This window comes from Mojavia sp., assembly GCF_059505145.1.
In genome coordinates, this window is the sequence record NZ_JCACKA010000069.1 from 49658 (window position 1) to 75311 (window position 25654).

Below are 25654 nucleotides of genomic sequence, written 5' to 3' on the forward strand. Positions count from 1 at the left end.
CGCAACTTCTCTCTGCGTCTCGGTGGTTCGTATTAATCTTACCTTTGCATGAGATAAAAAGACAGGTAAAACCGGAGACGAAATTCATGCAGCACCTACGCCAACTCTTAGAAACAGAAAATTCGCAGTTAGCTCAAGTACTGCGGTTTAGCCTGTATGGAATAGAGGCTTCTTTAAAGCAAGCTCAAACAGAATTTCCACTTGATCCAGGCGCTAAATTATGTAATGAAGTGCTGCAAGAACTCCATAGCCTTTTGCAACCTGCTTCCCATATATACCCACAATCAGACTCAAGAAATGAATTAAAGCTCAATCATCTTCGAGAAGCTTTTAACACAGACAAAGAACTCAGCTTATATTTAGGAAATACTCAACTCCAAAGCCAAACAGACTCAGAATTATGGAACGAAATTCAACGCAAACTACTGCGTGTTCCAGAAGATATGGCTACATATTGGCGACAACGTGCTTTAGATTTAGCTCAAGAAGTTGGCGCAGTAGAAGATAATTCAGAACTCTACCCACTACCTTTTATTCGTGATGAAATTATTTATCCAGGGCTTAAAGGTACAGTTCAAGCTAAAGGTTTGTGCTTATCTCAACAAGCTTTATCAAATTCCGAAATTAGCCAAACTGGTGATTTAAATTTATTAGCCGGCTTCTTGCTGCTTTGTATAAAATTTATCGAAATTGACCCAGATTTACATCATGCTTTAAAAAGCGTTTTCAGTTTTGATATTATTTCTTTACATTCCAAGCCAGAGCAGCAAATCCAATACATTGAAGCTTTAACAGGCCGCTTCCATCGCACACAAAAAGCTGAGGAAAATGCTGATTCTTTATTAACTCTACGTGCCTGGATTGATATGGATGAGGCTATTCATTCCTTAGTATTCGTTCCACCAAGCGATCGCTATTCTTGGTGGGGTAACCTGCAACAAGAATCACGGCGTAAACTAAAAAAATTTGTTGATCAGGCAAATAAACAAGGCCATGAAGTGCGTATTCGCCAATTATCAGGTTTATATGCCGATATTTGTGCTTTATCAAAAGATGACTTGCAACTAGATTGTGGCGGTAATCCTGGGGAAGTGTTGACCTGTCTTAGAGTCTACGCGCGAATTAACCAAGAAGATTCTCCAGGGCGCGTCATCTTTCGCTCATCACGATAGCGATACATTATATTCCTAAAATATAATGTATCGCTTTGTCTTACTTTGTATTGTAAAACGGGCTAAAGTAGTATTATGTTAAGCCGAAAATAATTATGAGGTGGCACGAATGACTAGCACAATCGCAGCTAGCCTCAGCGAAATTGAAAAAATAGAGCAAGTCAGAGAGCATTTAGAGAACTGCTTAAATCAGAAAGAGCAAAGTGATATATCTGCCGAGTTAGCGGAATTTTATATAGAATTATCTGAAATAGAGGGTATATCTATACAAGAGGTTATAGAGAAACTGCGTGCTGTAACCGAAAAAGCCTCTGAGATTAAAACACTCATTAAACAGCTAAAAGATTCTAAAAAAATTGTAGATAAAATAAGAAATCTTATACTTATTTATGATATATTTTCTGAAATAATTGAAAGTTACTGGGATTACCTACCACCAAAAGCAACTAAAACTTTATCAGAGCTACAACACGATTTAAAAAGACGTTTAAGGGAATTTAAGTGGGTTAGTGTCATAGACAGTATATTATTATTGATTACGCGCTCAACCACTGGAGAATCCTTATCAACAGTTTATAGCAAGTCAGTACTACGACTTGTAAATGCAATATCTGAGGCGGTAGAGCAAGACACAGAAAACTCTATAGATGTGGAGGTTGTGCGTGCCGCCAAAGAAGAAGCAGACAGAGAAGGAACAATACCTTGGGAATACATCAAAGCAAGAAGACGAGCAGGAAAATAACAATCCAATAGTCTATAAAGTAGAGTTTACTCCCAAAGCAGACAGGGAGGTTTCTAAACTTCCTGAATCTGTACAAGAAAGGATAACTTCCGAGATTGACGAAAAGCTAGTAATTAATCCCAGACCATCTGGTTGTAAAAAATTAAAAGGCATCAAAAATACTTATAGAATTAAAGTAGGAGATGATAGAGTTTTATATGAAGTTTACGATTCAAAATTAGTCATTTTAATTATTGATGTAGATCATAGAAGAGAAGTTTACAAACAAAATAAATAACAAACAGGGCTATTAACTTGCATATTTTTAATTTTGCAGAGAAAGTATCAATCCCTCTCCTCTGCTAACCTGCGGTTGAAATATGCAAATTAAGGGTGTAAATCTTATGTTATTTAAAACAATTAATTATTATAGCAAGCATGAGCAAAAGCCCACTCCGTTATCCAGGTGGTAAGTCAAAAGCTATAAATCAAATAATAGAATACATACCAGAAAAATTTTTAGAGTTTAGAGAACCTTTTGTAGGTGGTGGTTCTGTATTTATCTACTTAAAACAAAAATTTCCGCATCTAAAAATTTGGATTAATGATTTAAACCGGGAATTATTTTTATTTTGGAAGATTGCCCAGTCTGATATATCTAAACTAGTCGCTGAAGTTCGACAGATTAGAAATAAATTTTCAGATGGCAAGTTGCTCTTCATAGAATTAACCAGCGTAGATGTTAATAATTTATCTGATTTTGAAAGAGCAGTCCGCTTTTTTGTTCTGAATAGAATTACATTTTCGGGTACTGTAGAATCTGGTGGTTTCTCTCAAGAAGCTTTTCATAAACGCTTTACTAATTCATCCATAGACCGTCTTGAAAAATTAGAAAGTATTTTATCAAAAGATATCATCATCACTAATTTAGATTACAGCGAATTATTATATTCAGCAGGCGAAGAGGTATTTTTATTTTTAGATCCACCATATTTTAGTGCTACTAAGTCTAAGCTATATGGTAAAGCTGGTGACTTGCACACATCTTTTGAACACCAGAGATTTGCAGAACTATTAAAACAATGTCATCATCGCTGGTTAATCACTTATGACGATTCGCCCCAAATTAAAAAAGCTTTTGAATGGGCTAATATCTCAGAGTGGGAATTACAGTATGGAATGAATAACTATAAGCAGAATGGTGCTGCTAAAGGAAAAGAATTATTCATTACTAACTATGAAATTAAGCGAAATGTGGAAGAACAAATTACAGTTAAGAACTTTCCTGATCCCATGCAGTTGAGTCTTAGTTTTTCTATCTAAATTAGCTCTTAGTTTCCCATTTTCCGGTAGGATAACTCCCAGACCTTTAACTGAAGCTCAACCTAGCAAACGCAAACAGACCTGTTTTATGACAACTTCCCCCATGCCCACGCCAGAAACCTCACCTAGCTGGCATCTCCTGCTGCAACAATTAATCGATGGTGAATCCTTATCCCGCACTCAATCTGCTGAATTGATGCAAGGATGGCTAAGTGCAGCGGTTCCGCCAGAGTTATCGGGAGCAATTTTAACAGCGCTGAACTTTAAAGGCGTTTCTGCTGACGAGTTAACTGGGATGGCGGAAGTATTGCAATCTCAATCGAAAGTGGGGGCTGGGGACTGGGTACTGGGAACTGGGAAATTTAATTCTTCCCAATCCCCAACTTCCCTCATCGATACCTGTGGCACTGGTGGCGACGGTTCATCAACTTTTAATATTTCCACAGCAGTTGCTTTTGTGGCTGCTGCCTATGGTGTACCCGTCGCAAAACACGGCAATCGTTCAGCATCTAGTCTTACAGGAAGTGCTGATGTGTTGGAAGCGTTGGGCGTAAATTTGAGTGCCCCTAGCGAAAAGGTACAAGCAGCAGTAAAAGAAGTGGGGATCACTTTTTTATTTGCTCCTGGTTGGCATCCAGCACTCAAGGCGGTTGCCACATTGCGGCGGACTCTCAAAGTACGGACTGTTTTTAACTTACTCGGGCCGTTAGTTAATCCTTTAAATCCGGCTGGGCAAGTGGTAGGGTTATTTACTCCCAAACTTTTGGCAACTGTTGCCCACGCGTTACAAAATTTGGGTAAGCAAAAGGCAATTGTCCTACATGGGCGAGAAAAACTGGATGAAGCGGGGTTAGGAGATGTAACCGACTTAGCAGTGTTATCTGATGGTGAAGTGCAGTTAACTACTGTCAATCCCGAAGCTGTAGGTTTAACGCCTGCTACTATAGGCGCTCTTCGAGGCGGGGATGTTCAAGAAAATGCAGAAATTCTGAAAGCGGTATTACAAGGCAAAGGAACTCAAGCGCAACAGGATGCTGTAGCGTTAAATGCGTCATTAGCGCTGCAAGTGGCAGGTGCAATTCCACTACTGGATCATGCCCAAGGTGTAAAGGTAGCTAAGGAGATCCTAAAAAGTGGCGCTCCTTGGGTAAAGTTGGAGCAGTTAGTTCAGTTTCTGGAGAATTAATTTCCGAATGCGATTGTGGGCGAAATTCCACGACATTACGTTTGATGGTGACATCGTAATTGCCGAAAAAGTCGTGTCCCAGCAATCCTGTTTCTAAGTCTGAGCCTGCGATCGCTACTGGTACTTTATTTATCATTACCCCAGCCACTGCCATCGAATCAACATAGCCAATGGTAAATTCCACAGCTTTAGAACTAGCAGTGTTGGCTTTAGCTTTTCCCACCGGCACTACACCTAAAGCATTTGCCATGTTTTGGGTAATTACAGTGCCACTAGCTCCTGTATCCACAATCATGTCAAATTTCTCTTCACCATTGAAGGTAACCTCAACAATTGGTGTTCCACCAATTCGTCTTTTTATCGGAGCAATAAATACATTGTTGCTTTCAATGACTAATTCTGGTGTGGGTAAAATCGGCTTGGGAACTGGGACTTCTTTTGATAGAAGCGGGGCTACAGGCGCTACAGGTAAGGTAGGTTCCGGTTTAATTTGTTTTTGCGGAACCATAACTACTACCCTCTGGGGTTCTGGCTGCAATGGCGGTTGAGGTTTAGGAGCAGCTTTGTGCAAAGCAGATTGAATCTGACGCTGGTATTCTGATATTTTGATTTGAGCCACCGTGAAATTTGGGCTTTCTTGCTGCACATTTTTCATCAGCGCGATCGCGTCTTGGAGCTGATTCGCCACCAACTTCCAATCATCTGCTGATTGAGCAGACTGACTGATAGTCAAAGCACCTGCGGCTTTGTCTAGGGCCAACTCAAAAGAATTTGGTTCAACGGCAGACGAAGACTGTGGCTGTGGTTCTGGGCTGGATAGTGGGTAAGTTGTTGCTTCGATAAGAGGCGTTGCTGCCAAATTACCTACAGGCCTTGGCTGCTCATTGCCACGAATCTTAGTAGTCTGTTTGTCTTGACTACAAGCAACACTCAAAACCGCTAGCGCACTTGATAAAACAATCAGGGTTGCACGAGCTAAAAAAGACTGAAGCATAATTAATTTTAATTTTAACTGCCTAGAGGGTTGCAAATCTACTTTCGCCATAGCTTCTCCTGGAAAGTTTTTGCTTACTTAATTTTTTTATCTTTAATTAATTAGCTTGAGAACGCGGAACGACTAAACTCATGGCATAATTAACATTCGCAGCTTACAAGGGACAAGAGCGAGAGACTAAAAACTAGATACTCAGGGTTGGAAACTAAAAAAAAGTTTTCCTCACCCTTAGCCCTTAACCCCTAACCCCTAATTATGATTGCTTTCATTACCTATGCCCCTGTCTGACACAATACCTGCTCTGCTTGTCTTGGCAGATGGTACCACTTATCGCGGTTGGTCATTTGGTGCAATAGGCACCACAATTGGGGAAGTGGTATTCAACACTGGCATGACCGGATATCAAGAAGTGCTGACCGATCCTAGTTACTGTGGTCAGATTGTTGTTTTTACCTATCCTGAGCTAGGGAACACTGGCGTTAATCCCGAAGATGAGGAATCTGCTAAACCACAAGTGCGAGGTGCGATCGCTCGAAATATTTGTCAACGACCAAGTAATTGGCGATCTACACAATCCTTGCCTGACTACTTGAAACAGCATCAAATACCAGGTATCTACGGCATCGATACCCGCGCCCTCACCCGTAAAATTCGGATGTTCGGAGCTATGAATGGTGGGATTTCCACATCCATTCTTGATGAGGCTGAGTTGCTAGAGCAGGTACAGGCAGCTCCCAGTATGCAAGGATTAAATCTGGTTCGGGAAGTCACTACTCCAACGGTTTATGAATGGTCAGATCCTACGATCCCAACTTGGGAATTTAACCCTGATGTGGTTGATAGTATGGCAGAATCCTTCACCGTTGTTGCCCTTGACTTTGGGGTGAAACGTAATATCTTGCGTCGTTTAGCAAGTTATGGTTGTCGGGTAATTGTTGTTCCCGCCAATACACCTCCAGAAGAAATTCTCAAATATAATCCAGATGGCATATTTCTCTCCAATGGCCCTGGTGACCCGGCTGCGGTAACTGAAGGTATTGAAACTGCCAAGGCACTCCTAGGGACTCAAAAACCCATCTTTGGCATTTGTATGGGGCATCAAATTTTGGGTCATGCCTTGGGAGCAGAAACCTTTAAACTCAAATTTGGTCATCGGGGTTTGAATCAGCCGGCAGGTTTACAACAAAGGATAGAAATTACTAGTCAAAACCACAGTTTTGCTATTGACCCAGATTCTTTACCTACGGCAGTTGTGGAAATTAGCCACCTCAACTTAAATGATCGCACTGTAGCTGGTGTACGTCACAAATCTCTACCTGTGTTCTCAGTACAGTATCATCCAGAAGCCAGTCCTGGCCCTCACGATGCCGATTACTTGTTTGAGGATTTTGTCCAAGCAATGCGAGCATCTCGTCTTGCCACATCAGAGGGTTAGGGACTAGGGGCTGGGGACTAGGGACTGGGAAAAAGCAGGGAGTAGGGGAGAAAAATTTTCTCAATGCCCAATCCCCGATACCCAATCCCCAATACCCTCTACCCCAGCAGGTTGTAGACAACTTGCACCAAAACCATCTATACTTGAGCGTTCACTTTCACCATGAGGAGGGAGTTATTGCTGAGCCACTAAATCTAACCGTGAGCCTGAGGGGCACTCGTGAAGCCCGGGATAACTGTCAGCTATTCCGCCTCACAGGTTTGTTAGATGCTTTTTCTGAGCCGACATTTCGCAAGGTACTAGGTAGCAAGATTGATGAGGGCCCAAAGCACATTATTCTGGATCTCTCACAAATTGACTTTGTAGATAGCTCTGGCTTGGGCGCTCTGGTGCAGCTAGCCAAGCAAGCTCAAAATGCCAACGGCACTTTGCAAATTGTCACGAATGCCCGTGTTACTCAAACGGTCAAGCTTGTTCGCTTAGAGAAGTTTCTCTCCCTGCAACCCAATGTTGAAGCGGCTCTAGAAAACATCAAGTCGTCTTGATTGCTTGACCAAAAAATTAATCTAGCTATCCGATTTTTATCTGGATAGCTTAATTTTTGGCAACACTGCTGATACAACCTCTCTCTTTGTGAGAGAGGACTAAAATCTAGCTAGTCGCCAAATGCTAACTTCTCATTAAAAAGATAAAATTTAGTCAGTAAGTTTGATAGTATATATTCTGCTAAGTATTGCAACAGCACATTATTAAACAAAATAAATTGATAAATATCCCCAATGAAGCCTGCCAAATGTAACCAGTTAAGGAATGATTACTTGTGAACTCAAAGGAGGAAGAGTTATTAGATGGACAAAATGAAGCTATTAAACAGGATTCATTTTGGACTCAGGCACTTTTGGTAAACACAGTGCAATCACCCCAGCAAATTTCTTACTCACAAGTGCAACAAATTTCTCCTGCCGCATTAGCATATCTAGGGGATGCAATTTATGAGTTGTATGTTAGAATAGCTTATCTAATGCCATTGCAGCGACCAGATAGTTACCATCGTCTGGTAGTGGCACAGGTAAGAGCAGAACAACAAGCGCTACATTTGCGATCGCTGACTCCTCACCTGAGGGATAGTGAAATAGAAATTGTCCGAAGAGGCCGCAACGCCGCCACAGGACGCCCTAAGCGCGTTGAACCCGAAATTTATCAACAAGCAACTAGTCTAGAAGCTTTAATTGGCTACCTATATCTCACCGATTTCCAGCGCTTAACCGAACTATTGCAAAAACTCAATTTAGAGAAATAGTGAGCAAAGAATCTCACGAACGCAAAATTCAGTAAAGTCAGCTCGGTAAATTGTGGGATCGGTATGTCTACCAATAAATTATACCAAACACTCATATGTCTGATAAACCAAGAAAAATCAAAACCGCTGGTGAGCCAAATCGTGGGCAACCAGTGAAAGTGAAAACCAAGCGTGTTCTTGCTAATCCTATTCGCAATCCCCGGCCAGCTAGAGATGGAAAGCCTATATCTGGTGGGCCACGCCAAGACCGCAACTTCACCCCGCCATCCCCATCTATCAAACCTTCAACAGAAGATAGCGACTTGATCTACGGCCGTCATCCAGTATTAAGTGCTTTAGAAAATCGGCGTGGTCTCAACCGCATTTGGATTACTGCTCGTTTACGCTACGATCCCCGCTTTCATCATTTGATTCTACAAGCTAAGGAAAATGGCACAGTAATTGATGAAGTAGAACCAAAGCGCTTAGACCAAATTACTGATCAAGCAAATCACCAAGGTATAGCGGCGCAAATTGCTCCCTATGCCTACATTGAATTGCCAGATTTAATTGCCCAGGCAAAATCTGTCACCGATCCAGTAATTGTCGTGGCTGATGGGATCACTGATCCCCACAACTTAGGCGCTATTATTCGCACCGCAGAAGCAATAGGCGCTCAAGGATTAGTTATCCCTCAACGCCGGGCATCTGGAATCACTTCTACCGTGGTAAAAGTGGCAGCAGGAGCTTTAGAAAACTTTCCCGTTGCGCGAGTCGTCAATCTCAGCCGCTCTTTGGAAGAACTTAAAGAGGCTGGCTTTTGGATTTATGGAACCGCAGCCACCGGTAGCGAACCCTTACATACGGTGAGTTTCAGTGGCCCGATTGTTTTAGTGATTGGCTCTGAAGGCGAAGGACTAAGTATGTTAACACAACGCTCTTGCGATGTCTTGGTGTCAATACCCCTACAAGGCAAGACCCCTAGCCTCAATGCCTCGGTAGCAGCGGGTATGGCACTTTATGAAATTTATCGTCAGCGGGCATTAAACACACGTTTTCTCGATAAATTACAAAAACCTCTTTGAAAAATAAGAGCGAAAGAGTATAAAGAAATGTAAAGCAAAAAAAACAGCAAAATACCGTTTAATAACCAGTACCTCATTCATAAATCGGCAACTACCATGAAAACCATTTGGGATACTCTCAAGGAAACGTTGATTAGTACAATCAACAACTTCGGCTTGGCTTGGTGGGTAGAGATTGTGACACATAGCCCCCGTTGTACATACTACTTTGGCCCATTTCTGAATTCTTCAGATGCCAAAGTGGCCCTCAAAGGCTATGTGGAAGATTTGGAGATGGAAGGCGCACAGGGCATTGTCGTAAATATAAAGCGTTGTAAACCAGATTCTTTGACCATTGCCGAAGACTTGGGGGAAAGGATTGACCGCAAAGTAAAGCCTGCCTTTAGCGGTCAAATGTAATCAAATTCTCAAGGCAATCATGGTTCTTCAGCTTAGTCAGGGAACGATGGCAAAATTTGGAACTTCAAAATCTGACCACTTGCGGATGCTCGTCGAGCCAGCAGTCAATGTCGCTCAGTACCTGTTGGGTAATTTCCCACGGAAAAAGATGAGCGGCATTAGAGTAACATCGCCACTGAGAATTTTTGAGGTGTCGAGCAGTTTCTAAGCTGGAATCAGCTGTGATATGACGGTCTTGTTCACCAGCAAGTACCAGGCTTGGGCATTCAATTTGCCACAAATCTGTAAGTCTGTTGTAACCAGATCGAATTGCAGTATATAGGGCACGAGTAGCCGCACGGGACGTTTGCCAATAGGCTGGTACAGCGTCCTGAGCGATATAACTGTATGCCATAGGTGTATGTTGTTGAATTAGGTAGCGAAAGAGCGATCGCTTACCAAAAGCCTCAATATTCCACTGCCAACTTGGTTTGATACAGTTTAATAGCGCCGCAACACCAGTGTAAAGGTTATCCTGCCAAGAAATTGGGGGATGATTTCCACGAGGTCTTGCTGCTGTGGCCACCAAAATTAGCCCAGTGACGCGCTGTGGCAGGCGTAATGCCAATTCCATCCCTAGAATGCCACCTAGTGACCAACCTAAAACTAGGCATTTCTCAATCTGAAAGCGGTCTAACAGGGCTTCTAGGTCATTTAGATGGTCTTGCATATCAAAATTGCTGTTAACGCGACTTTTGCCATATCCCCGCAAATCAGGGGCAAAAGTTTGATACCGTCGTGATAAGTGATTTGTAAAAACAGAAAGACTCCGACCAGAACCAGGATGACCGTGTAAAGCTAAAATAGGGAATCCTTGACCTTGGACGTAGACGTTCAGAGTTGCAGCACCAGCAGTGGGATAACTATGGCTGCCCATAACTTACTGTTCTCCTGTCTACTGAAAAATTGTTCTTTCAATTGTGTCATATAGCTAGAAGCGAAGAATTATAACGACTTCTCTTGATATCCTCCAGCATAGGTAATCACACACATCTGCCTATAGGTAGCGTGAATACCAAAAGCAACACCTGTAACTTTAAAAGCAGAGTTAAAGATATTTTCTCGATGACCGCGTGACGGCACACCATCATCAATAATTAACTGCATAATGATATCTTGAGGTGTATAAAAACCATAGCTGATGTTTTCGGCTGCGGTGATTTGCCAACTTCCATATCGGTCGATGCGAGTAAAAGGATCACTATCATCGCTACCATAGTGACCTGTCGTACCTTTAGGGCCTTGGTCTTGAACATGATCCCTAGCGCCCAAAGATATTCCTTGAGATACATTTAACACTTTCACAGGATGGACTGATTTGAGGAATGCGATCGCCTCATTAACTGCTTTTACTCCTTCTTGAGTTTGTAAATAAACCTGCTCATAAATTCTGACTTGGTTACCTTGAAAGCGCTGTTTCCAGGTTTCTAAAATTTGCAGATATGCAGTTGGATTTGTCCGCACTTTGTTCATTTCCACTATCACTTGTTTTTCCAAAGGTGATAGTGATAAGGTATTTCTCTGTTCTAATCCATAAGCATTTATTTGCAGCATTTCTGGAACGTCCCCAATCGCGTCCTATCGAGCAATTACCTCACAATTTAGGAGGAACTAGCCATAAAATTTTGGATTTTAGAGTACCTAAAATCTTCAAAACAGTAAAATTTTGCATTATACATATAGCTTCAAGAAACCAGCACAATTTTTCGGAATAAATCGGAAATTTTTGATTAAATTTATTTTTCTCGATATCCTCCGGCATAATTAATTACGCATATTGTTCTGTATAATTTGTGAGTTCCATAAGCAACACCCGCAACTTTGAAAGCGCTGTTAAAGATATTTTTTCTATGACCGCGATCGCGTACTCCATCATCAATAATTAACTGCATGACGATCTCTTGGGGGGTGCTAGGGCCATAACTAATGTTTTCCCCTGCGGTGGTTAGCCATTTACCATAGCGATTGATCCGAATAGCAGGGTTGCTACCATCGCTACCTTGGTGACCTATTGCACCTTTGGGGCCCTGATCCTTGACATGATCTCTAGCACCCAAAGACATACCTTGAGATGCACCCAACACTCCTATAGGACGAGCTGACTTGAGAAAAGCGATCGCTTCATCAACTGCTTTTACCCCTTCTTGAGTCAGCAAATAAGTATTATTAGAGATTTTGACTCGGTTACCTTGGAAGCGCTTTCTATAGTTTTCCAAAATAGGCAAATATGACTTAGGATTTGACCTTACTTTGTTAGTTTCATCAATTACCTGTTGTTCTAATAGTGAGAGGTAACTTGCCTTGGTTAACAAAGTCGGACTGGCTGTTTGAACTAAAGGTGGAGTAGGTTTGGCTGCCAAAAGTTTAGATGAAAGCATTTGGTCAGAGTAATTCGTTATCAGGGCAAAGGGCAAAAATACGCAAAATCTAATCAGGCAACGCATTCATTACCTCACATTTTTTCTGTAATGTTGACTTTTATTTAGTTAAATACAATGCAGGCTAGTAAATTTTATTAATTGGAAGCACAAAATTTAATGTGTAAAAACGCAGATTAACACAACAGGTTAACAAATAAATCTTTGCTCTTCAGTGTTAAAACTCTGAATTTTACAATTTTCATTCAATAATCTGCTGTAGCTTTTTCTACAATAAAATGTAAAGAGCAATGTTTGGTTCAGCCGTACTATTCAAAAGCCAGTGTGAATGATGCTGATCTAACGTGAAAAAGTGCTTTAGCTATTTATACTCAAGGCTTACCTTGAAATGGCGAGTTGCTAGCTGTATCATCATAACGATGAAACTTACCAAATTAACAATTGTCAATAGCTCCGGTATCTCTCCACTAAAAATGCCAAGAGAAAGGACTGGTTGGCTAGTTAGCACTATTTGTCTAACAGTTTTGAGTTTACTTCACTGTAGTTTACCTGTGCTGGGACAAGTACATAACTCAAACCAGCCAACACCAGGTCAACCCAACCCAAGGGATAACAGTAAAAACCAGAATGGAGATGTGAAAGTCAATATTCCTGACCGGGGTCTACCAGGACGTCGGGAAGTTGGGGGTACACGTGGGCCAAATACTTGTATTTCTAGTTCTAGCGAGATACCAACTTTAACTTTACTACTACCGCCAACTAATTTGGGATTGACAACTGCTGCCTATCCCCGTTTTTTCTGGTATACACCCACAAATAAGGCTCACCGGGTAAAGTTTTCTCTATATCAGGTAAATGAGCAAACGCAACAGGATACTCTGGTATATGATACAACTTTCATTCCTAACAGGGCAGCTGGGATCTCAAGCCTCACCCTACCTAGTAATTCAAATGTTCCGCCTTTAGCAATCAATCAACTTTACCAATGGTCTGTATCGATCATCTGTAATCCCCAGGATACTTCGCCTCGGTCTATGATGACTGTAGATGGTTGGGTTCAACGAGTTGCAATTAATCCAAATGTGGCTAATAAATTACAGCAAATAAGTCAGCGCGATCGCATTTTGGTCTATGCCGAACAAGGTTTGTGGTTTGATTTGCTTTCAACTGTAGCTGATTTACGTACTGCTCAACCTTCTGATACTACTCTATTAAATACTTGGGTAAGCTTACTCACACAAGTAAATTTAGAGACTATTGCCCAACAGCCACTGCTGCAAAACTATCTTCAGCTAAAATCAGTTCCTATCTCACCATCGAGATAGATGAAATACACAAAAATAAATTATATTTTTGGCGCGAGGTGTGAATAGCAATCATATTTAACTGTTAAAACTTGACACATAACAGTCGAGTGTGAATCACGGTCTTTACATACTATTTATGATTGCTATAAAAATTTCTAATTGAAATAAATAAAAAGTCTCTATAGCGTAACTTTTTATCGTTAAAAGTTACTGGAAAATAATTAATTTTTAGGAAAAATGCTATAATTTATCTAATTTTTTTAATAGCAAGTTTGCAATACTTAACTACTTTTTAATGAACAAAAGTTAATATAGATTAAAAATAATAACTAATATCATAATTCATTAAGTTTATCAGGCTAAATTGAGAGTATGCTTAATCATCGAAGCCTAGTTGAAAACTTAAGTAACTAAATGCAAGTAAACATCACAACTTCAAGGGAAAGTTTATATTTCAATGTCATAAATAAATATGATGTTGATTATTAACTGTTGATTTTACTTGTGCAAATAACTTACTAGGTTGTTCAGCAAGGTGGTACAAATCCTGGCTGAACTAATCACTAAGAGCAAAAACCAAAGCAACCTTAACAACAAGACGTAAGATGATAGAGAAAATTCTGCTGGCTGTCTCTGGATTGGGACATGCGGAAGAAATGCTCAAAACGTTGAAAGAAATGCCATCAATTCAAAGTGCAAAAGTTACCGTTTTGCACGTGGTTCCTGGGCAATCTACAGCTGCTGCTATGACAGCTAAGTGGGAAGAAGGTGGCAAGATACTAGCTAATGCTATTCAGTCTTTGAATTTAGATCCGAGCCAGGTGTCTTCGATTCTGCGGCAAGGAGATCCTAAAGATGTTGTTTGTCAGGTAGCTGACGAAATTGATGCTGACTTAATTATCATGGGTTCACGCGGACTCAAGCGACTGCAATCAATTTTATCGAACTCAGTTAGTCAGTATGTTTTCCAATTGTCTTCTCGCCCCATGTTGTTGGTAAAAGATGACATTTATGTCAAAAGAATTAACCGCGTTATGGTAGCGATGGATAACTCTGATGCCGCAAAACATTGCTTGAACTTGGCTTTGTTCTTGCTGCAAGGTATTCCAGGTGGTCAGTTACTTCTGGCAAATATTACTACAGATTTGCGTGGCAAATCATCTGAAGTTAACGAAGTTATCCCTGACAAAAATTCAGTTTTAGCAAAAGCAGTTGCAGAAGCTGAAAAATTAGGGGTGCGAGCTCGTTGTTTTACCAGCAGTGGCAAACCAGGCGAAGAAATTTGTCGCTTGGCAGAGGAGTTGAACGCAGATTTATTATTGCTGGGATCTCCAGATCGACGTCCATCGGTAGCTAAGAGTTTTGTAGATATAGATCGGCTAGTCGGCGCTTCTTTATCCGACTACGTTCGAGTCAATGCTAGTTGTCCTGTGTTGTTGGCACGAACTGTTGCTTAAAGTCACAATAGATTTAGCGGTTGATAAATAAAAACCCCTGCACCACAGGTGTAGGGGTTCTTTATTTTATAGACAACGTATTAACTATCTTTTTTACCTTCGCGGCTGGCAGTTTGGATGTACAGAATTATCAAAAATACAGAGGGAACTAGTACGAACAGAATGCTCGCTACGAACCCCAGCTCATTAACTTGCATGGCAAGAAAGCCTCTCTTAAATTTCCAGTCAACAACATTAGAATAGCATCATCGATGACAGAGTTTGCCCAAATTTTTTGCTGCAAATGTTGACCACGCGAGGAATTGTCTAAAAAGCTAAGGCTTAGTGATGACGCTTACTGGCCCATTTACTAAAGCTTGACAGGCAAGACGGTAATTTTCGGGCTTTTTCTTCAATTTCTGGTTTTCTACATCTGTGCGGGGAGATAGATTCTCTATGCCTTCAACTATCTCGACTATGCAAGTACCACACTGACCATAGCCGCCGCAATTAGTCATTTTGCCGAACAATGTATAGATATCAATGCCATTTTGCATTGCTTTCAGCCGGAGATTCGCACCATCTGCTGCTACTATTTCTTTTTTTTCTTTAACGAAGTTGATATTACCCATAGCTGATACCTTTAGTAATTTTAAGCGTAGTTTTTGGCTCTTTGCTAACCGAGCTTGATATACTAACTTAGCTTATATTAATTTATTGCAAAACATTAAGAAATATCAAAAATTAGAAAGAAGATATGCAAAAAAATAGGACAGGTAAAATACCTGTCCCAGAAAAGTAAAGATTAAAAAATTAGATGAATAATACCTTCGCTAAAAGCCCACAACCTAGAAAAGGATGGGGCTACACAAAAAAAGCTTGTTTAGACAGACTATAAGCCTGTGGAGCATTTCATGAGATGGCAAAGGTCTTTATTAACTTACCTAAATCCAACTGCCGCTTGCCAAACGAAAGCAAGTAACAAGAAGAAAACGGGTATTACTGGGAGAACATCTACCAAAGGGTCAAAAATTTGGTAAGCTTCAGGCAATTTAGCTAACAACAGTGCTGCTTCCATATTCCTTTAAATCCACCTATCCAACACAGCTTTTATAATTGAGATGTATCGTGAAGTACCCACAACCAACGCTTTGCGTATGGTAGGAGCTTCCTGTCTCATTCGCCGTTGCTCTGTTAGGTACACTACAAGAGTGTTCGTCACTTAAGACGATCCCGATCTGAGTCTTACACAGCGTCTCTGGTCTTTAGACCTTGATCTAGTCAGACTAGAACCCAGGCAGCCGCCCTGCTTCCCAAGGCAGAAATATTGAGTTTGACGCTTGGTTTTGGCGTTCGGGACTGTAATTACAGCCGATAATTTATTTTACAAGAAAATGGTGACTGCTTAAACACTCCTCTATCTCATCTCCCTCAGTCTTCATCTTTCAGTTGAGCCAGTGAGCAAATTCTGTGGCAAAGCGATCGCTCAAGATTGCTTCTCGGATACGTTGGGTAAAGCGGATTAGTTCTGTAATGTTGTGAATGCTCAACAATGTGTAAGCTAAAATTTCTTGCGATCGCACTAGATGAGATATGTAGGCGCGGCTGAAGTTTTGACAAGCGTAGCAAGGGCAAGTTTCATCTAACGGCGCAAAATCTTCACGGAATTTAGCATTTTTTAAATTCCAGCGTTCGCCTTGCACCATTGCTGTACCGTGTCTAGCCCAACGGGTGGGAATCACACAATCAAATAAATCTACACCAGAGGCGATCGCAATTGCCATCTCTCGATAAGTACCTACGCCCATCAAGTAACGAGGCTTATGGTGTGGTAACAGTGGTGCGGTTGTTTGCACAATCTCAGCCATTAATTCCACTGGTTCTCCCACACTCACACCACCAATAGCATACCCAGGCAGATCGAACTCAGCTAGAGCTAAAGCGGCTTGGCAGCGCAAATCTAAATGCACGCCTCCTTGCACAATGCCAAACAGTGCCTGATCGTTGCGTTTATGCGCTACAATGCAGCGCTCTAACCAACGGTAAGTACGTGCAGTTGCAGCTTCCACTTCTTGGCGTGTAGCTGGGTAAGGCGGGCACTCATCGAAAGCCATAATCACATCTGCCCCCAGAGTATTCTGAATTTCTATGGAGCGTTCTGGCGTTAATTTAATAATTTGTCCATCATGGGGTGAGCGGAAAGTTACGCCTTCTTCTGTAATCTTTCGCATCTCGCTCAAACTGAAGACCTGAAACCCACCAGAATCGGTAAGCATTGGCCCATCCCAACCCATAAATTTATGCAGCCCACCACCTCCAGCCACAATTGCTTCTCCTGGTTGGAGGTGGAGATGGTAAGTATTAGATAGTACCATCTGCGCCCCAGTATCCCTGAGTTGGGCTGGCGTTACAGTTTTGACATTTGCCAGCGTTCCTACTGGCATAAATCTTGGGGTTTCCACAGGGCCATGAGGGGTGAAAAAGACCCCCGCCCTAGCTTTTGTCTGGCTACAGCGAGCAAGACATTGAAAAGAAAAATTGGCACTCAAGGCAAACGTAGTGTTATTTAGCTAAATTTTAGACTCACATCAAGAATGGTAACGGGTATTGGTAATTGGTGTGTCATGCCATCACCAATTACTCATTACCTATTACCAATTTCCTCAAAATTATTTGATTTAGTTGCTAATTAGAACGAATCAGAAGTGTCGTCATCAATTTCTGCATCCCATTTAGCTGAAAGTACTTGCTCCATCATCGCTTCTATTGCACTGACATTCAAATTCCGCTCTCTGCGCTCTTGCAAGGGAGTTGAGAGGGGAATTAACCGCAAACACATCCCTTCTTGCATCAAATCAAAGTAGGTTTCTTGTTGCAGAGACTGTTTCAGTTCCAGGTAATCAAAACTATGGACATTGAGATAAAGCGCATGATTAGCAACTAAAGTAGACCGTTGCGGATTGGCAAACACTTCCATCACATCCCCATCACCCTCGCTCTGTAGCTGACCTTCGTGGGTGTAGATGTAGTGGACTCGACCTAAATCAGCCAGCAATCGCCGCATATCGAGCTTATTCACAATTATCCCCGTGTTAATAATGCACGGAGCTGGTATCCTGGTGTCGGGTAGATGATGACTCATAAGGAAATAGGGAATGAGCGAGGGTGATGTGCAACAGAGCTAAACAGTTAAGTTAACCAGCCATGAACTCCCTACATTTAATAAAAAATATCAACTTTGTAGGGCGATCGTCCAATAACCTAAATTAAGTTATTAGTTCAAGAATACAAAACAAAACTGTCTTTGATAACATTTTGTCTTTTTTAAATTAATTAAACGTTTGTATAAAATAATTATAAAATTTACAAATTTTACTGAAGGTACCATAACAAATTTTTTTGGATGAATCTCGACACTGAATAAATCTTATCTAAAGCTTTAATATTTGCTTCTGCATTTTGTGTAAGAAAAGTAAACTTCATTGTACAAATGGTTTTTGAAAAAATAAATAATATGACGCATCAGCATCAGTCTCAGCGTTGGAAAAAACTGCTGCTCAACTTTGCGGCATCTGTAGTATTTTATACTAGCATTCCTTTGCCTGATGTGAAAGGGTTGGAATTTTCGGGGGTGGCTCGTCTTGCCCCGCTGGTAGGGTTAATGATTGGAGGAATCTTAGGACTATTTGATATAGGTATCCATGATCTGGGTATACCAATATTAACTCGTAGTGCATTATTAGTAAGCCTTTGGATTGGCATTACTGGAGGACTGCATTTAGACGGAACAATGGATACTGCTGATGGTTTGGCAGTAGGTGATCCAGAGCGACGTCTGGAGGTGATGGCAGATAGTGCAACAGGCGCATTTGGCGCTATGGCAGCGATCGCCTTATTGCTTCTAAAAACAACTGCCTTAACCGATATCGAAGAAAACCGTTGGCTGATATTGATGGCTGCTTGCGGATGGGGACGTTGGGGACAGCAGTTGGCGATCGCTTGCTATCCTTACCTCAAACCTACTGGCAAAGGTGCGCTTCACAAACAAGCCATAAGTTCTTACAAAGATTTATTACCGGGATTGCTGTTGTTGATTTGTTTAAGTGGATTATTTTTGGTGCTAGATAGCAAACGTCTACTTTTAGCACTAGGAATGGTAATCGCTGGAAGTGCGATCGCTACTGTAACTGGTGCGTGGTTCAATTATAAATTAGGGGGACACACAGGTGACACTTACGGCGCAGTCGTTGAGTGGACTGAAGCCCTATTTCTCTGTGTGCTGACCGTTCTTTAGAAGAGAGGAGATCAGGGAAGAAGACCAATGATTAATGATTACTTTATTTCATTGGTTGCAGCTTTGTCACCTTGAGTTTGAAATTCCCAACACCAGTTTCTCCAAAAGATCGGACGCGAATAATATAGATGCCTGTCTCTGCTATGCGGGTAAACAATAAGGAATTGCTAGTGCCATCAGGGCCATCATCATTTTCTGCTAATGTCGCGCCATTAGGCCCCAGCAGTGTGATAATGCTGTCAAAATTGTCAGATGCCAAATCAACTGCTAAATTATCGCCCTTATTCAACTTCACCGTATAATCACGGGCAAATCCGCCCTGACCTGTGGGGATGTCTTTCTCTGAGAGCGTATCGGAAAATTCAGCACTACTAGTAGTTAAAGGAATTGGACTGTACAGCTTATTTTGAGCAAAAGCTGCGCTTGTGCTGATGCCAATTGCTATTAAGGTCGCAGGAATGATCATTAATTGTTTCAAACCCGCCGCAAAAGCTTTACTGATCATTTCAAGCAATGTTCCCACAAAATCAGGGTGATCTGGTCAATTATAAAGTTCTCTGGGATAGCTGACCCATGAATTGTTTGGCTATGTGTTTTTGATAGTAGTAGCGAGTGCTACTAATCCTAAGACTGTAATTCCACACTGACGAAGTGTTTGTGCCGCTGCTGCGGCAGTAGCACCAGTAGTGTAAATATCGTCTACTAACAATACAGAGGCATCTTGATGCTGATGACGAAATCCTTGCCCAACAGTAAAAGCTGCTGCCAAGTTTTTTTCTCGCTCAGATGCTGATAAACCAAACTGTGCCTTAGTCTCTCTTACTCTTTCTATACCATTTAATTTAACTTTTAAGCCAGTAGTGTTGCAAAAGCTTCTTGCTATGAGTGCAGCTTGGTTGTAGCCACGTTGTTTTTGCTTGCTGGCATGAAGTGGAATCGGAACAACTACAAGCCGTTTTGTATCTACAGGCCTAGGCGAATTTAATAACCAAGCTTCTCCTAACCATTGACCTAAAGGGCGGGCAATTTGAGGTTTGTTTTCATATTTCATCACTGCGATCGCGCGTTTAAGAGAACCGCCATAAATCCCCCAGCTAAACACTGGTAGAGGTTCTTGCCATTGCGAACTAGGATCTGAAATGTGACATTTTCGTAACTGTCGCTCACAGTTTTGGCAAAGTTCACTCGGTGTACTTCGTTGGCACAAAGGGCAATGAGATTGGAGAAAAATATTCAGTAATTCTGTGAGATTTTTAGTCCAAATTGGCATTCCGGGCTATTTGAGGAATTTAACATAGACGCGATCGCATCGTGTTGTTTCTATCCCTGTTGCTGGTTTGTATCCTTTGCTTTCATACAGTTTGACTGCTTCCACTAAGATACTGGCGGTTTCAATCCAAATTTCCTGAAAACCACGGGAGGCGATCGCTGCTTCTAGCTGTTGTAACAAATATTTCCCCAGTCCTAAACCCCTAATACTCGGCAACAAATACATTTTGCGGATTTCTACAGCTTTTTGCCCACGATTTACAGGGTAGTATGCCCCTGTACCTACTATTTGGCTTTGGTGTTCAATTACCCAAAATTCGCCTCCAGATGCTAAGTAAAATTCTTCGACTTGCAATACATCTCGGTCAGCGCCGTTTGGTTCCCAACTCAAACCGTACTCTGATAATACATAACTTATTATTTGGGCAACGCTTGTGCGATCGCTCTTCTCCCAGTTACGAATCAAAAAATCTTGGTAATATTCTCTCATCGTAGTAAAATTTTGAATAATTTTTAATCAGAGTGAAAGTCAAGTTTGCACAGAAAATTTTTGTGCATCTTTATCCCAATTTATCCACCGAATAGCAACTCTTGCAGAGTTGATCTGTGGCGGTACTCTCAAGACGTGAATTTTGCCAGTGCTAGGGCAAGTCATTTTTAATAAATGAATCGGTTCGACATCGACCTCAGTATCAATGCATAGTAGGGTGTATTCTTGCCAGGGGTCGAGGACTTGTGCTTGTAACTCCTTACAGATGCGATCGTAGCCTATTCCTTCAATTAAAACACGCCGCAATTCGGCGTTTTCTTCTTCTAGATAAGCACGACTACACAGTTCGGTATAACTTGCAAGTACCCGCTCTGCTTCATAGCAATCAGAAGTGCCAGCTTTCTCCAACAGCACTTCAACTGTATGCCTTGCTTCAGGCGTAAGATTATCTTTGTGCAAACACCAGTCAGCAAAGCGGTTAAAGGTCAGGGTCTGGTTTGGCTGTGGTTCAGACATCGGGTATTTGCTGGCGGTAAAATTTTAATTGAGGATACCTAGATTGGTGTAGATTTCGATTAGATTACCATCGGGATCGCGGAAATGGGCTGTGCGGATTCCCCAGTTTGGACGGTCTGAAGGTGGAGCCACAAGCAAGACATTGTGGCCTTTGAGCCGCTGATATACTTCATCTACATTATCGACTGCAAAAATCAAGGGCGTTTTGTCTTGGCTAGCAGAAGATGAGAGCTGATTGGTGCTTGGGATTATATCAGCCATGAACTCCTTCTTTAACACAGCCAGTTGAATAGAGCCAGTATTAAACTCAGCATAACCAGTATTTTCATCACCCCAATCCACATCCAATCCCAGTATATCCCGGTAGAACAAAAAAGCATCTTTATAGTTGGAAACAAGCAGTCTTAGGTGTGTTAACTGAAGCTTCATATTCTATGTGTATTAATCTACTAACTATGAATTCTAGGCTCTGAGTGCAAAGTTGCTAGCAACTGACTTTCAATAATTGCCAATTCATCAAGCCGATTTATGACAGTTTCACGGTCAAAATAAGTATCAGCTAAAACCCAATAAGTACCGAAATGTCGTGCTTCTGATGCCATCAAACCATGATAAAATCTAGCTAATTCTGGCTCAGGACAGTGTGTAGCTAATAATCCTAGACGTTCGTGACTACGAGCTTCAATTAGACCTGTAACGAGTAAAGAATCTAAAAATCTTTCAGGTTCTTGGGGGCGAACTTGGGCTTTTAAACCTGCACCATAAGGAGGCGGGGGTAGAGGCGCAAGGGGGATATTGCGGCGTTCTAGCCACTGATTGACTAGTTCAAAATGCTCTAGTTCTTCGCGGGCGATCGCAGTTAACTCCCTGACCATTTTGGTATTGGAAGGGTAACGAAACATAAAATTTAACGCCACGCCAGCTGCTTTGCGTTCGCAATGTGAATGGTCGAGTAAAATAATATCTAAGTTGGCGATCGCCTGTTCCACCCAAGCAGAACTAGTTGGCTGTTTGAGGGTGTTGATGGTTGTTAACGCAGAAGTAACCACAGGGTAAAAAAACTCCAAATATTTTAACTTAGCTGAGTATCCCAGCAAATTGATTTTAATAGCGGATGGGGCGATCGAGCATTCACTATAGAAATGAAATTTCTTAATAATTAAAAATGTATAAAAAAAAGGGGCGACAGGATGAAAATGTCTTTCATCTTTACCCCTAAACACCTACGCTCATTTTCAAATCAATCACGGGTATCGCGCCCCCAAGGAGGGTATAAAAATCTTTCCTCTTCTGCTGCCCTCTGCCTTATTTTCAAGATAGGTTTAATTAACACTCAAGCAAGCAGTAACTAAATTAATTACTTGAGCGCGTACTCTAAGTTATATTCAACCAACTCAATTTCGTTGCCATCTGGATCATTGACATAAATTCTATGCTTCGTTTCAGGTGCTGCCATTGTGTAATATTCAATGCCTTTGGCATCAAGCAGTTCTTTCATAGCTTCTCCGTCTTTAATCACAAAGCCAACGTGATTAATACCGATACTTTCATAGGCTTGATGTACTCTTTCTTGTTCAGAATCATCATTCAGAGCGAGATAAAATTGGTTATCGCCAAAATGCATCCAGCGGCTACCATTGAATACACCTTCAGCGCGCACATACCAATCAGGAAAAAGAATTTGGTAAAAGTGTTTAGTTGCGTCAATATCTTTACAAGAAACGTTAATATGTTCAAAGCGTATAAAGTTCATACTTTTCTCCTTTGAGTTAAAAAACTAAATTTATTGTTATTTTTAGGGCTGCGAATACTAAGACTTATTCGGTAAGTTTTATTTTGTAATTCGTAATTATAAAGCTCAGATTTAATTTGGTTGTTTAAATTTAAATTTGTGAGCAAATTTGAGAGAATTGGTATAAGGCTATGCATCAATCGGTTCATCGGGCAAAAAAACTTATAAATCAGGGCTTATCCTAAAGCAATATCTAAAAACATCATGATGACAAAGCCAATCATCACACCGATGGTTCCTTCTTGTTCTAAGCCTTTGCGATGAGATTCAGGAATAATTTCATCACTAATCACAAACAACATTGCTCCTGCTGCAAATGCCATTGCCCAAGGCAAAATAAAATTAGCTATACTCACCACACCTAAACCAATCAAACCGCCAATTGGTTCGACTAAACCTGTAAGCAGCGAAATCCACAAAGCATAACCTGCTGAATATTTTTCAGATACTAAAGATAAGGCAACTACTAAGCCTTCTGGGATATTTTGTAAACCAATTCCTAAAGCAACGGGTATCCCGTCAGCGATGTTGTCATTGCCAAAATTAACTCCTACAGCTAATCCTTCAGGAAAGTTATGAATAGTAATTGCAGCAATAAATAACCAAATTCGCTTGAGGTTATTGTAGCGAACATTTTCTTGTCCTTTAAAGAAGTGTTCATGGGGCAAAAGCTGATGTGCTAGTTGCAGAAATAGTCCGCCTAGCAATATTCCCACAACAATAATTAAAGCTGCATTTGCTTTGGATTGACCTTGAGCTATTGCTGCCTCTGTTGCAGGCATAATTAATGAGAAGGATGTCGCTGCTAACATTACTCCTCCTCCAAACCCCAACATAATTCCTTGTACGCGCTGCGTCAGATTTATTGGGAGTAAAACTGGTAAAGCTCCGATGACTGTGGCAAGTCCTGCTCCTAAACTAGCAATCGCACCGATGACAAGGCTTTCCATAGCTGGGGTTATTGATTTGATTTGTCTTATTAAATCATAGTCGAAATGATTATGACTTGCAACTTAACGAAGTAAAAATCGCAGACGTTTTTTGCCTGCGACCTAAAAGTTATGCCTTATGAAAGATGAATAATCTACTTGCTTTGCGTGGCTATTTTTCACACACGGCGTATAATCTTAATTTGATAATCATCCTTGAGCTTCTTCAGGGGAAACTGCACAAACTTTGGCTCGTCTGTTGCCTCCCAGTCAAACGCCTGTAGCACATGAGATGCGAATACTTTTGTAACCACCATCGCCATCTGCGCTCCTAGACAAGCGTGTACGCCGCCGCCAAAGGGGATAAATTCGTACATTTTACCCTCTCCTCGTTCTGGGAGAAAACGTTCTGGAGCAAATACTTCTGGCTGCTGAAAGTGTTCTTGTATGATGTGTGCAAGCCGTGGTTCTGCGATGAGGACACAACCTTTTTTGTAAAGTACACCATCCAAAACTACAGATTTGGTCAGCTGGCGACTGGCTGTAGAACTAGGAGGTAGGATACGTAGCGTCTCCTTGATTGTCGCCTCTAAAAATACCATTTGCTTTAAATTTTCAGGTGAGAACATATTCACATTACTGTTTTCACCTAGCACAGTTGCTTGCTCCTCCCGCAGTTGCTGTATCACCTGTGGATATTGGGCAAGTTGGTACATAAGTGAAGATACCAGCCCAGAAATTTCATAATGTGAAGCCCATAACTGTAGCAAGCACTGATTTTCAATTAGCTCATCGCTAAACACCCCATCAGGATTTTCTTGCTGGCTTGCTAGCATCATCGAGAGAAAATCCGCACTAGGGTTAATTTTGCCTTCTGTGCGACGGCGATGCACTACAGCACGCATAAATTCTATAAGCTTGGCGCGTGCTAAAAGTCCCCGCCCATATTTTGTAAAACGGGACTTCCATTTAGATAAACCATAGAAGCCATCGAAGTATGTCTTGTACAAAGCTTTTAGCTCTGCCTTGGAGGTAACAGGTAGCTCCTTGAAAGTGGCAGAATCAGAGTCATCTAAGTTAATTCCCAACAGTAGAGGGGTAAGTATATCAAAGCAGATTTTCTCTACTGCTGGGTACAATGACAGTCTACTTGGAGTAGCCCAATCCTGAATACCACGCACAATCACATCATTGATGTGGGGTGTATAGCCATCAAGTACACGACCAGTAAGACCAGGAGCCAGTGCATTTTTGCGCTGACGGTGCAAATCAGGGCGCTGAAACAGGCTGTACTCACCGAACATATCCATTGTGGTTGCTGGCAGTGCAATCTCTGTATATTTTAAATCCCCGTTAAATGCCATTTGAATAGCTTTAGCGGAGCCTACAAAGATGGTGGTGCGGCCAAAGACTCTTGTATTGAAAATGGGGCCATACTCTTGGAGATTTTGGCGGCAGAACTGATCGGGATTGGCAATGTACTTAAATGTGTCATTCCACTTGGGCTGGCGTGGTGGAATGGTAGTCCCGGTAGGTGGCGTTTGTCCATCTTCCAGTACAAGTACTTCTTCCGCATTGGTAGTGTTCTGCATTGCTTTACGCAGCTCAAC

General features: G+C 41.4%; 31 protein-coding genes. 13 read left to right on the top strand and 18 right to left on the bottom strand.

The annotated features are described in order from the left end of the window. The first annotated feature begins 86 nt into the window (after window positions 1-86). From AC5JL8_RS16785 to trpD, 5 genes are all read left to right on the top strand, one after another. Entirely contained in the window at window positions 87-1172 is a 1086-nt protein-coding gene (locus tag AC5JL8_RS16785) for a hypothetical protein (RefSeq protein ID WP_495880831.1), read from the top strand. A gap of 109 nt (window positions 1173-1281) precedes the next feature. Beyond that, entirely contained in the window at window positions 1282-1914 is a 633-nt protein-coding gene (locus tag AC5JL8_RS16790) for a hypothetical protein (RefSeq protein WP_495880832.1), read from the top strand. After that, window positions 1835-2191 (top strand): type II toxin-antitoxin system RelE family toxin, encoded by a 357-nt coding sequence (locus AC5JL8_RS16795; protein WP_495880833.1) that lies wholly within the window; start codon window positions 1835-1837, stop codon window positions 2189-2191. Before AC5JL8_RS16790 ends, AC5JL8_RS16795 begins: the two co-directional genes overlap by 80 nt. A gap of 140 nt (window positions 2192-2331) precedes the next feature. Then, the gene (locus AC5JL8_RS16800; RefSeq protein WP_495880834.1) at window positions 2332-3216 is read left to right on the top strand and encodes a DNA adenine methylase; all 885 of its coding nucleotides are present in this window, start codon (window positions 2332-2334) and stop codon (window positions 3214-3216) included. Window positions 3217-3304: 88 nt separating this feature from the next. Further along, window positions 3305-4402 carry an anthranilate phosphoribosyltransferase gene (gene trpD, locus AC5JL8_RS16805; protein WP_495880835.1) on the top strand — a complete coding sequence of 366 codons (1098 nt, stop codon included), beginning with the start codon at window positions 3305-3307 and terminating at the stop codon, window positions 4400-4402. Here trpD and AC5JL8_RS16810 read toward each other — a convergent pair. After that, complete coding sequence (locus AC5JL8_RS16810; protein WP_495880890.1) at window positions 4332-5396, bottom strand: retropepsin-like aspartic protease family protein; 1065 nt, start codon at window positions 5394-5396, stop codon at window positions 4332-4334. The two genes, trpD and AC5JL8_RS16810, sit on opposite strands and share 71 nt — an antisense overlap. Before the next feature lie 274 nt (window positions 5397-5670). Here AC5JL8_RS16810 and carA point away from each other — a divergent pair, with 274 nt between their 5' ends. From carA to AC5JL8_RS16835, 5 genes are all read left to right on the top strand, one after another. Continuing rightward, on the top strand, window positions 5671-6831 hold the full coding sequence (carA, locus tag AC5JL8_RS16815) for a glutamine-hydrolyzing carbamoyl-phosphate synthase small subunit (protein WP_495880836.1): 1161 nt from the start codon (window positions 5671-5673) through the stop codon (window positions 6829-6831). 143 nt (window positions 6832-6974) lie between these two features. After that, window positions 6975-7376: an STAS domain-containing protein gene (locus AC5JL8_RS16820; RefSeq protein WP_495880837.1), complete on the top strand. Its 402-nt coding sequence runs from the start codon at window positions 6975-6977 to the stop codon at window positions 7374-7376. Between the two features lie 275 nt (window positions 7377-7651). After that, entirely contained in the window at window positions 7652-8131 is a 480-nt protein-coding gene (locus AC5JL8_RS16825; protein WP_495880838.1) for a Mini-ribonuclease 3, read from the top strand. A 95-nt stretch (window positions 8132-8226) separates the two neighbouring features. Beyond that, the gene (gene rlmB / locus AC5JL8_RS16830; protein ID WP_495880839.1) at window positions 8227-9195 is read left to right on the top strand and encodes a 23S rRNA (guanosine(2251)-2'-O)-methyltransferase RlmB; all 969 of its coding nucleotides are present in this window, start codon (window positions 8227-8229) and stop codon (window positions 9193-9195) included. A 96-nt stretch (window positions 9196-9291) separates the two neighbouring features. Further along, window positions 9292-9594 (top strand): DUF1816 domain-containing protein, encoded by a 303-nt coding sequence (locus AC5JL8_RS16835; RefSeq protein WP_495880840.1) that lies wholly within the window; start codon window positions 9292-9294, stop codon window positions 9592-9594. Window positions 9595-9658: 64 nt separating this feature from the next. On the opposite strand, the gene AC5JL8_RS16840 is transcribed toward AC5JL8_RS16835, so the two are convergent. The 3 genes from AC5JL8_RS16840 to AC5JL8_RS16850 form a co-directional block, all read right to left on the bottom strand. Continuing rightward, window positions 9659-10510: an alpha/beta fold hydrolase gene (locus AC5JL8_RS16840; protein ID WP_495880841.1), complete on the bottom strand. Its 852-nt coding sequence runs from the start codon at window positions 10508-10510 to the stop codon at window positions 9659-9661. A gap of 68 nt (window positions 10511-10578) precedes the next feature. Further along, a complete protein-coding gene (locus AC5JL8_RS16845) occupies window positions 10579-11187 on the bottom strand; it encodes a CAP domain-containing protein (protein WP_495880842.1) in 609 nt (202 codons plus the stop codon). A 182-nt stretch (window positions 11188-11369) separates the two neighbouring features. Beyond that, the gene (locus AC5JL8_RS16850; RefSeq protein ID WP_495880843.1) at window positions 11370-12011 is read right to left on the bottom strand and encodes a CAP domain-containing protein; all 642 of its coding nucleotides are present in this window, start codon (window positions 12009-12011) and stop codon (window positions 11370-11372) included. A 419-nt stretch (window positions 12012-12430) separates the two neighbouring features. Between AC5JL8_RS16850 and AC5JL8_RS16855 the strand changes: the two genes are divergently transcribed. Together AC5JL8_RS16855 and AC5JL8_RS16860 are read left to right on the top strand one after the other, a co-directional pair. Then, complete coding sequence (locus AC5JL8_RS16855; RefSeq protein ID WP_495880844.1) at window positions 12431-13336, top strand: DUF928 domain-containing protein; 906 nt, start codon at window positions 12431-12433, stop codon at window positions 13334-13336. 587 nt (window positions 13337-13923) lie between these two features. After that, a complete protein-coding gene (locus tag AC5JL8_RS16860; RefSeq protein ID WP_495880845.1) occupies window positions 13924-14775 on the top strand; it encodes a universal stress protein in 852 nt (283 codons plus the stop codon). A gap of 80 nt (window positions 14776-14855) precedes the next feature. On the opposite strand, the gene psbM is transcribed toward AC5JL8_RS16860, so the two are convergent. The 5 genes from psbM to AC5JL8_RS16885 all read right to left on the bottom strand — a co-directional run bounded on the left by psbM (window position 14856) and on the right by AC5JL8_RS16885 (window position 17896). Further along, entirely contained in the window at window positions 14856-14972 is a 117-nt protein-coding gene (gene psbM, locus AC5JL8_RS16865) for a photosystem II reaction center protein PsbM (protein WP_237993927.1), read from the bottom strand. Between the two features lie 117 nt (window positions 14973-15089). Further along, entirely contained in the window at window positions 15090-15386 is a 297-nt protein-coding gene (locus AC5JL8_RS16870; RefSeq protein ID WP_495880846.1) for a 2Fe-2S iron-sulfur cluster-binding protein, read from the bottom strand. Between the two features lie 308 nt (window positions 15387-15694). Beyond that, entirely contained in the window at window positions 15695-15832 is a 138-nt protein-coding gene (locus AC5JL8_RS16875; RefSeq protein ID WP_006195022.1) for a photosystem II reaction center protein K, read from the bottom strand. Window positions 15833-16199: 367 nt separating this feature from the next. Beyond that, complete coding sequence (gene tgt, locus AC5JL8_RS16880; RefSeq protein ID WP_495880847.1) at window positions 16200-17303, bottom strand: tRNA guanosine(34) transglycosylase Tgt; 1104 nt, start codon at window positions 17301-17303, stop codon at window positions 16200-16202. Window positions 17304-17443: 140 nt separating this feature from the next. Beyond that, window positions 17444-17896 carry a hypothetical protein gene (locus AC5JL8_RS16885; protein ID WP_495880848.1) on the bottom strand — a complete coding sequence of 151 codons (453 nt, stop codon included), beginning with the start codon at window positions 17894-17896 and terminating at the stop codon, window positions 17444-17446. Between the two features lie 372 nt (window positions 17897-18268). On the opposite strand from AC5JL8_RS16885, the gene cobS reads away from it, so the two are divergent. Further along, a complete protein-coding gene (gene cobS / locus AC5JL8_RS16890) occupies window positions 18269-19048 on the top strand; it encodes an adenosylcobinamide-GDP ribazoletransferase (RefSeq protein ID WP_495880849.1) in 780 nt (259 codons plus the stop codon). Between the two features lie 43 nt (window positions 19049-19091). Here cobS and AC5JL8_RS16895 read toward each other — a convergent pair whose 3' ends face one another. From AC5JL8_RS16895 to AC5JL8_RS16935, 9 genes are all read right to left on the bottom strand, one after another. Next, window positions 19092-19553, bottom strand: coding sequence for a PPC domain-containing protein (locus AC5JL8_RS16895; RefSeq protein ID WP_495880850.1), 462 nt, complete (start codon window positions 19551-19553; stop codon window positions 19092-19094). A gap of 81 nt (window positions 19554-19634) precedes the next feature. Beyond that, window positions 19635-20318 carry a ComF family protein gene (locus AC5JL8_RS16900; RefSeq protein WP_495880851.1) on the bottom strand — a complete coding sequence of 228 codons (684 nt, stop codon included), beginning with the start codon at window positions 20316-20318 and terminating at the stop codon, window positions 19635-19637. 6 nt (window positions 20319-20324) lie between these two features. After that, window positions 20325-20807, bottom strand: a complete 483-nt coding sequence (locus tag AC5JL8_RS16905) for a GNAT family N-acetyltransferase (RefSeq protein ID WP_495880852.1) — start codon at window positions 20805-20807, stop codon at window positions 20325-20327. 39 nt (window positions 20808-20846) lie between these two features. After that, complete coding sequence (locus tag AC5JL8_RS16910) at window positions 20847-21323, bottom strand: DUF6745 domain-containing protein (RefSeq protein ID WP_495880853.1); 477 nt, start codon at window positions 21321-21323, stop codon at window positions 20847-20849. 24 nt (window positions 21324-21347) lie between these two features. Next, a complete protein-coding gene (locus tag AC5JL8_RS16915) occupies window positions 21348-21752 on the bottom strand; it encodes a VOC family protein (RefSeq protein WP_495880854.1) in 405 nt (134 codons plus the stop codon). Between the two features lie 20 nt (window positions 21753-21772). Next, window positions 21773-22372 carry a MiaE family protein gene (locus AC5JL8_RS16920; RefSeq protein WP_495880855.1) on the bottom strand — a complete coding sequence of 200 codons (600 nt, stop codon included), beginning with the start codon at window positions 22370-22372 and terminating at the stop codon, window positions 21773-21775. Between the two features lie 308 nt (window positions 22373-22680). Continuing rightward, the gene (locus AC5JL8_RS16925) at window positions 22681-23076 is read right to left on the bottom strand and encodes a VOC family protein (protein WP_495880856.1); all 396 of its coding nucleotides are present in this window, start codon (window positions 23074-23076) and stop codon (window positions 22681-22683) included. 215 nt (window positions 23077-23291) lie between these two features. After that, on the bottom strand, window positions 23292-24065 hold the full coding sequence (locus AC5JL8_RS16930) for a ZIP family metal transporter (RefSeq protein WP_495880857.1): 774 nt from the start codon (window positions 24063-24065) through the stop codon (window positions 23292-23294). Window positions 24066-24223: 158 nt separating this feature from the next. Beyond that, complete coding sequence (locus AC5JL8_RS16935) at window positions 24224-25636, bottom strand: cytochrome P450 (protein ID WP_495880858.1); 1413 nt, start codon at window positions 25634-25636, stop codon at window positions 24224-24226. Window positions 25637-25654 lie beyond the last annotated feature (18 nt).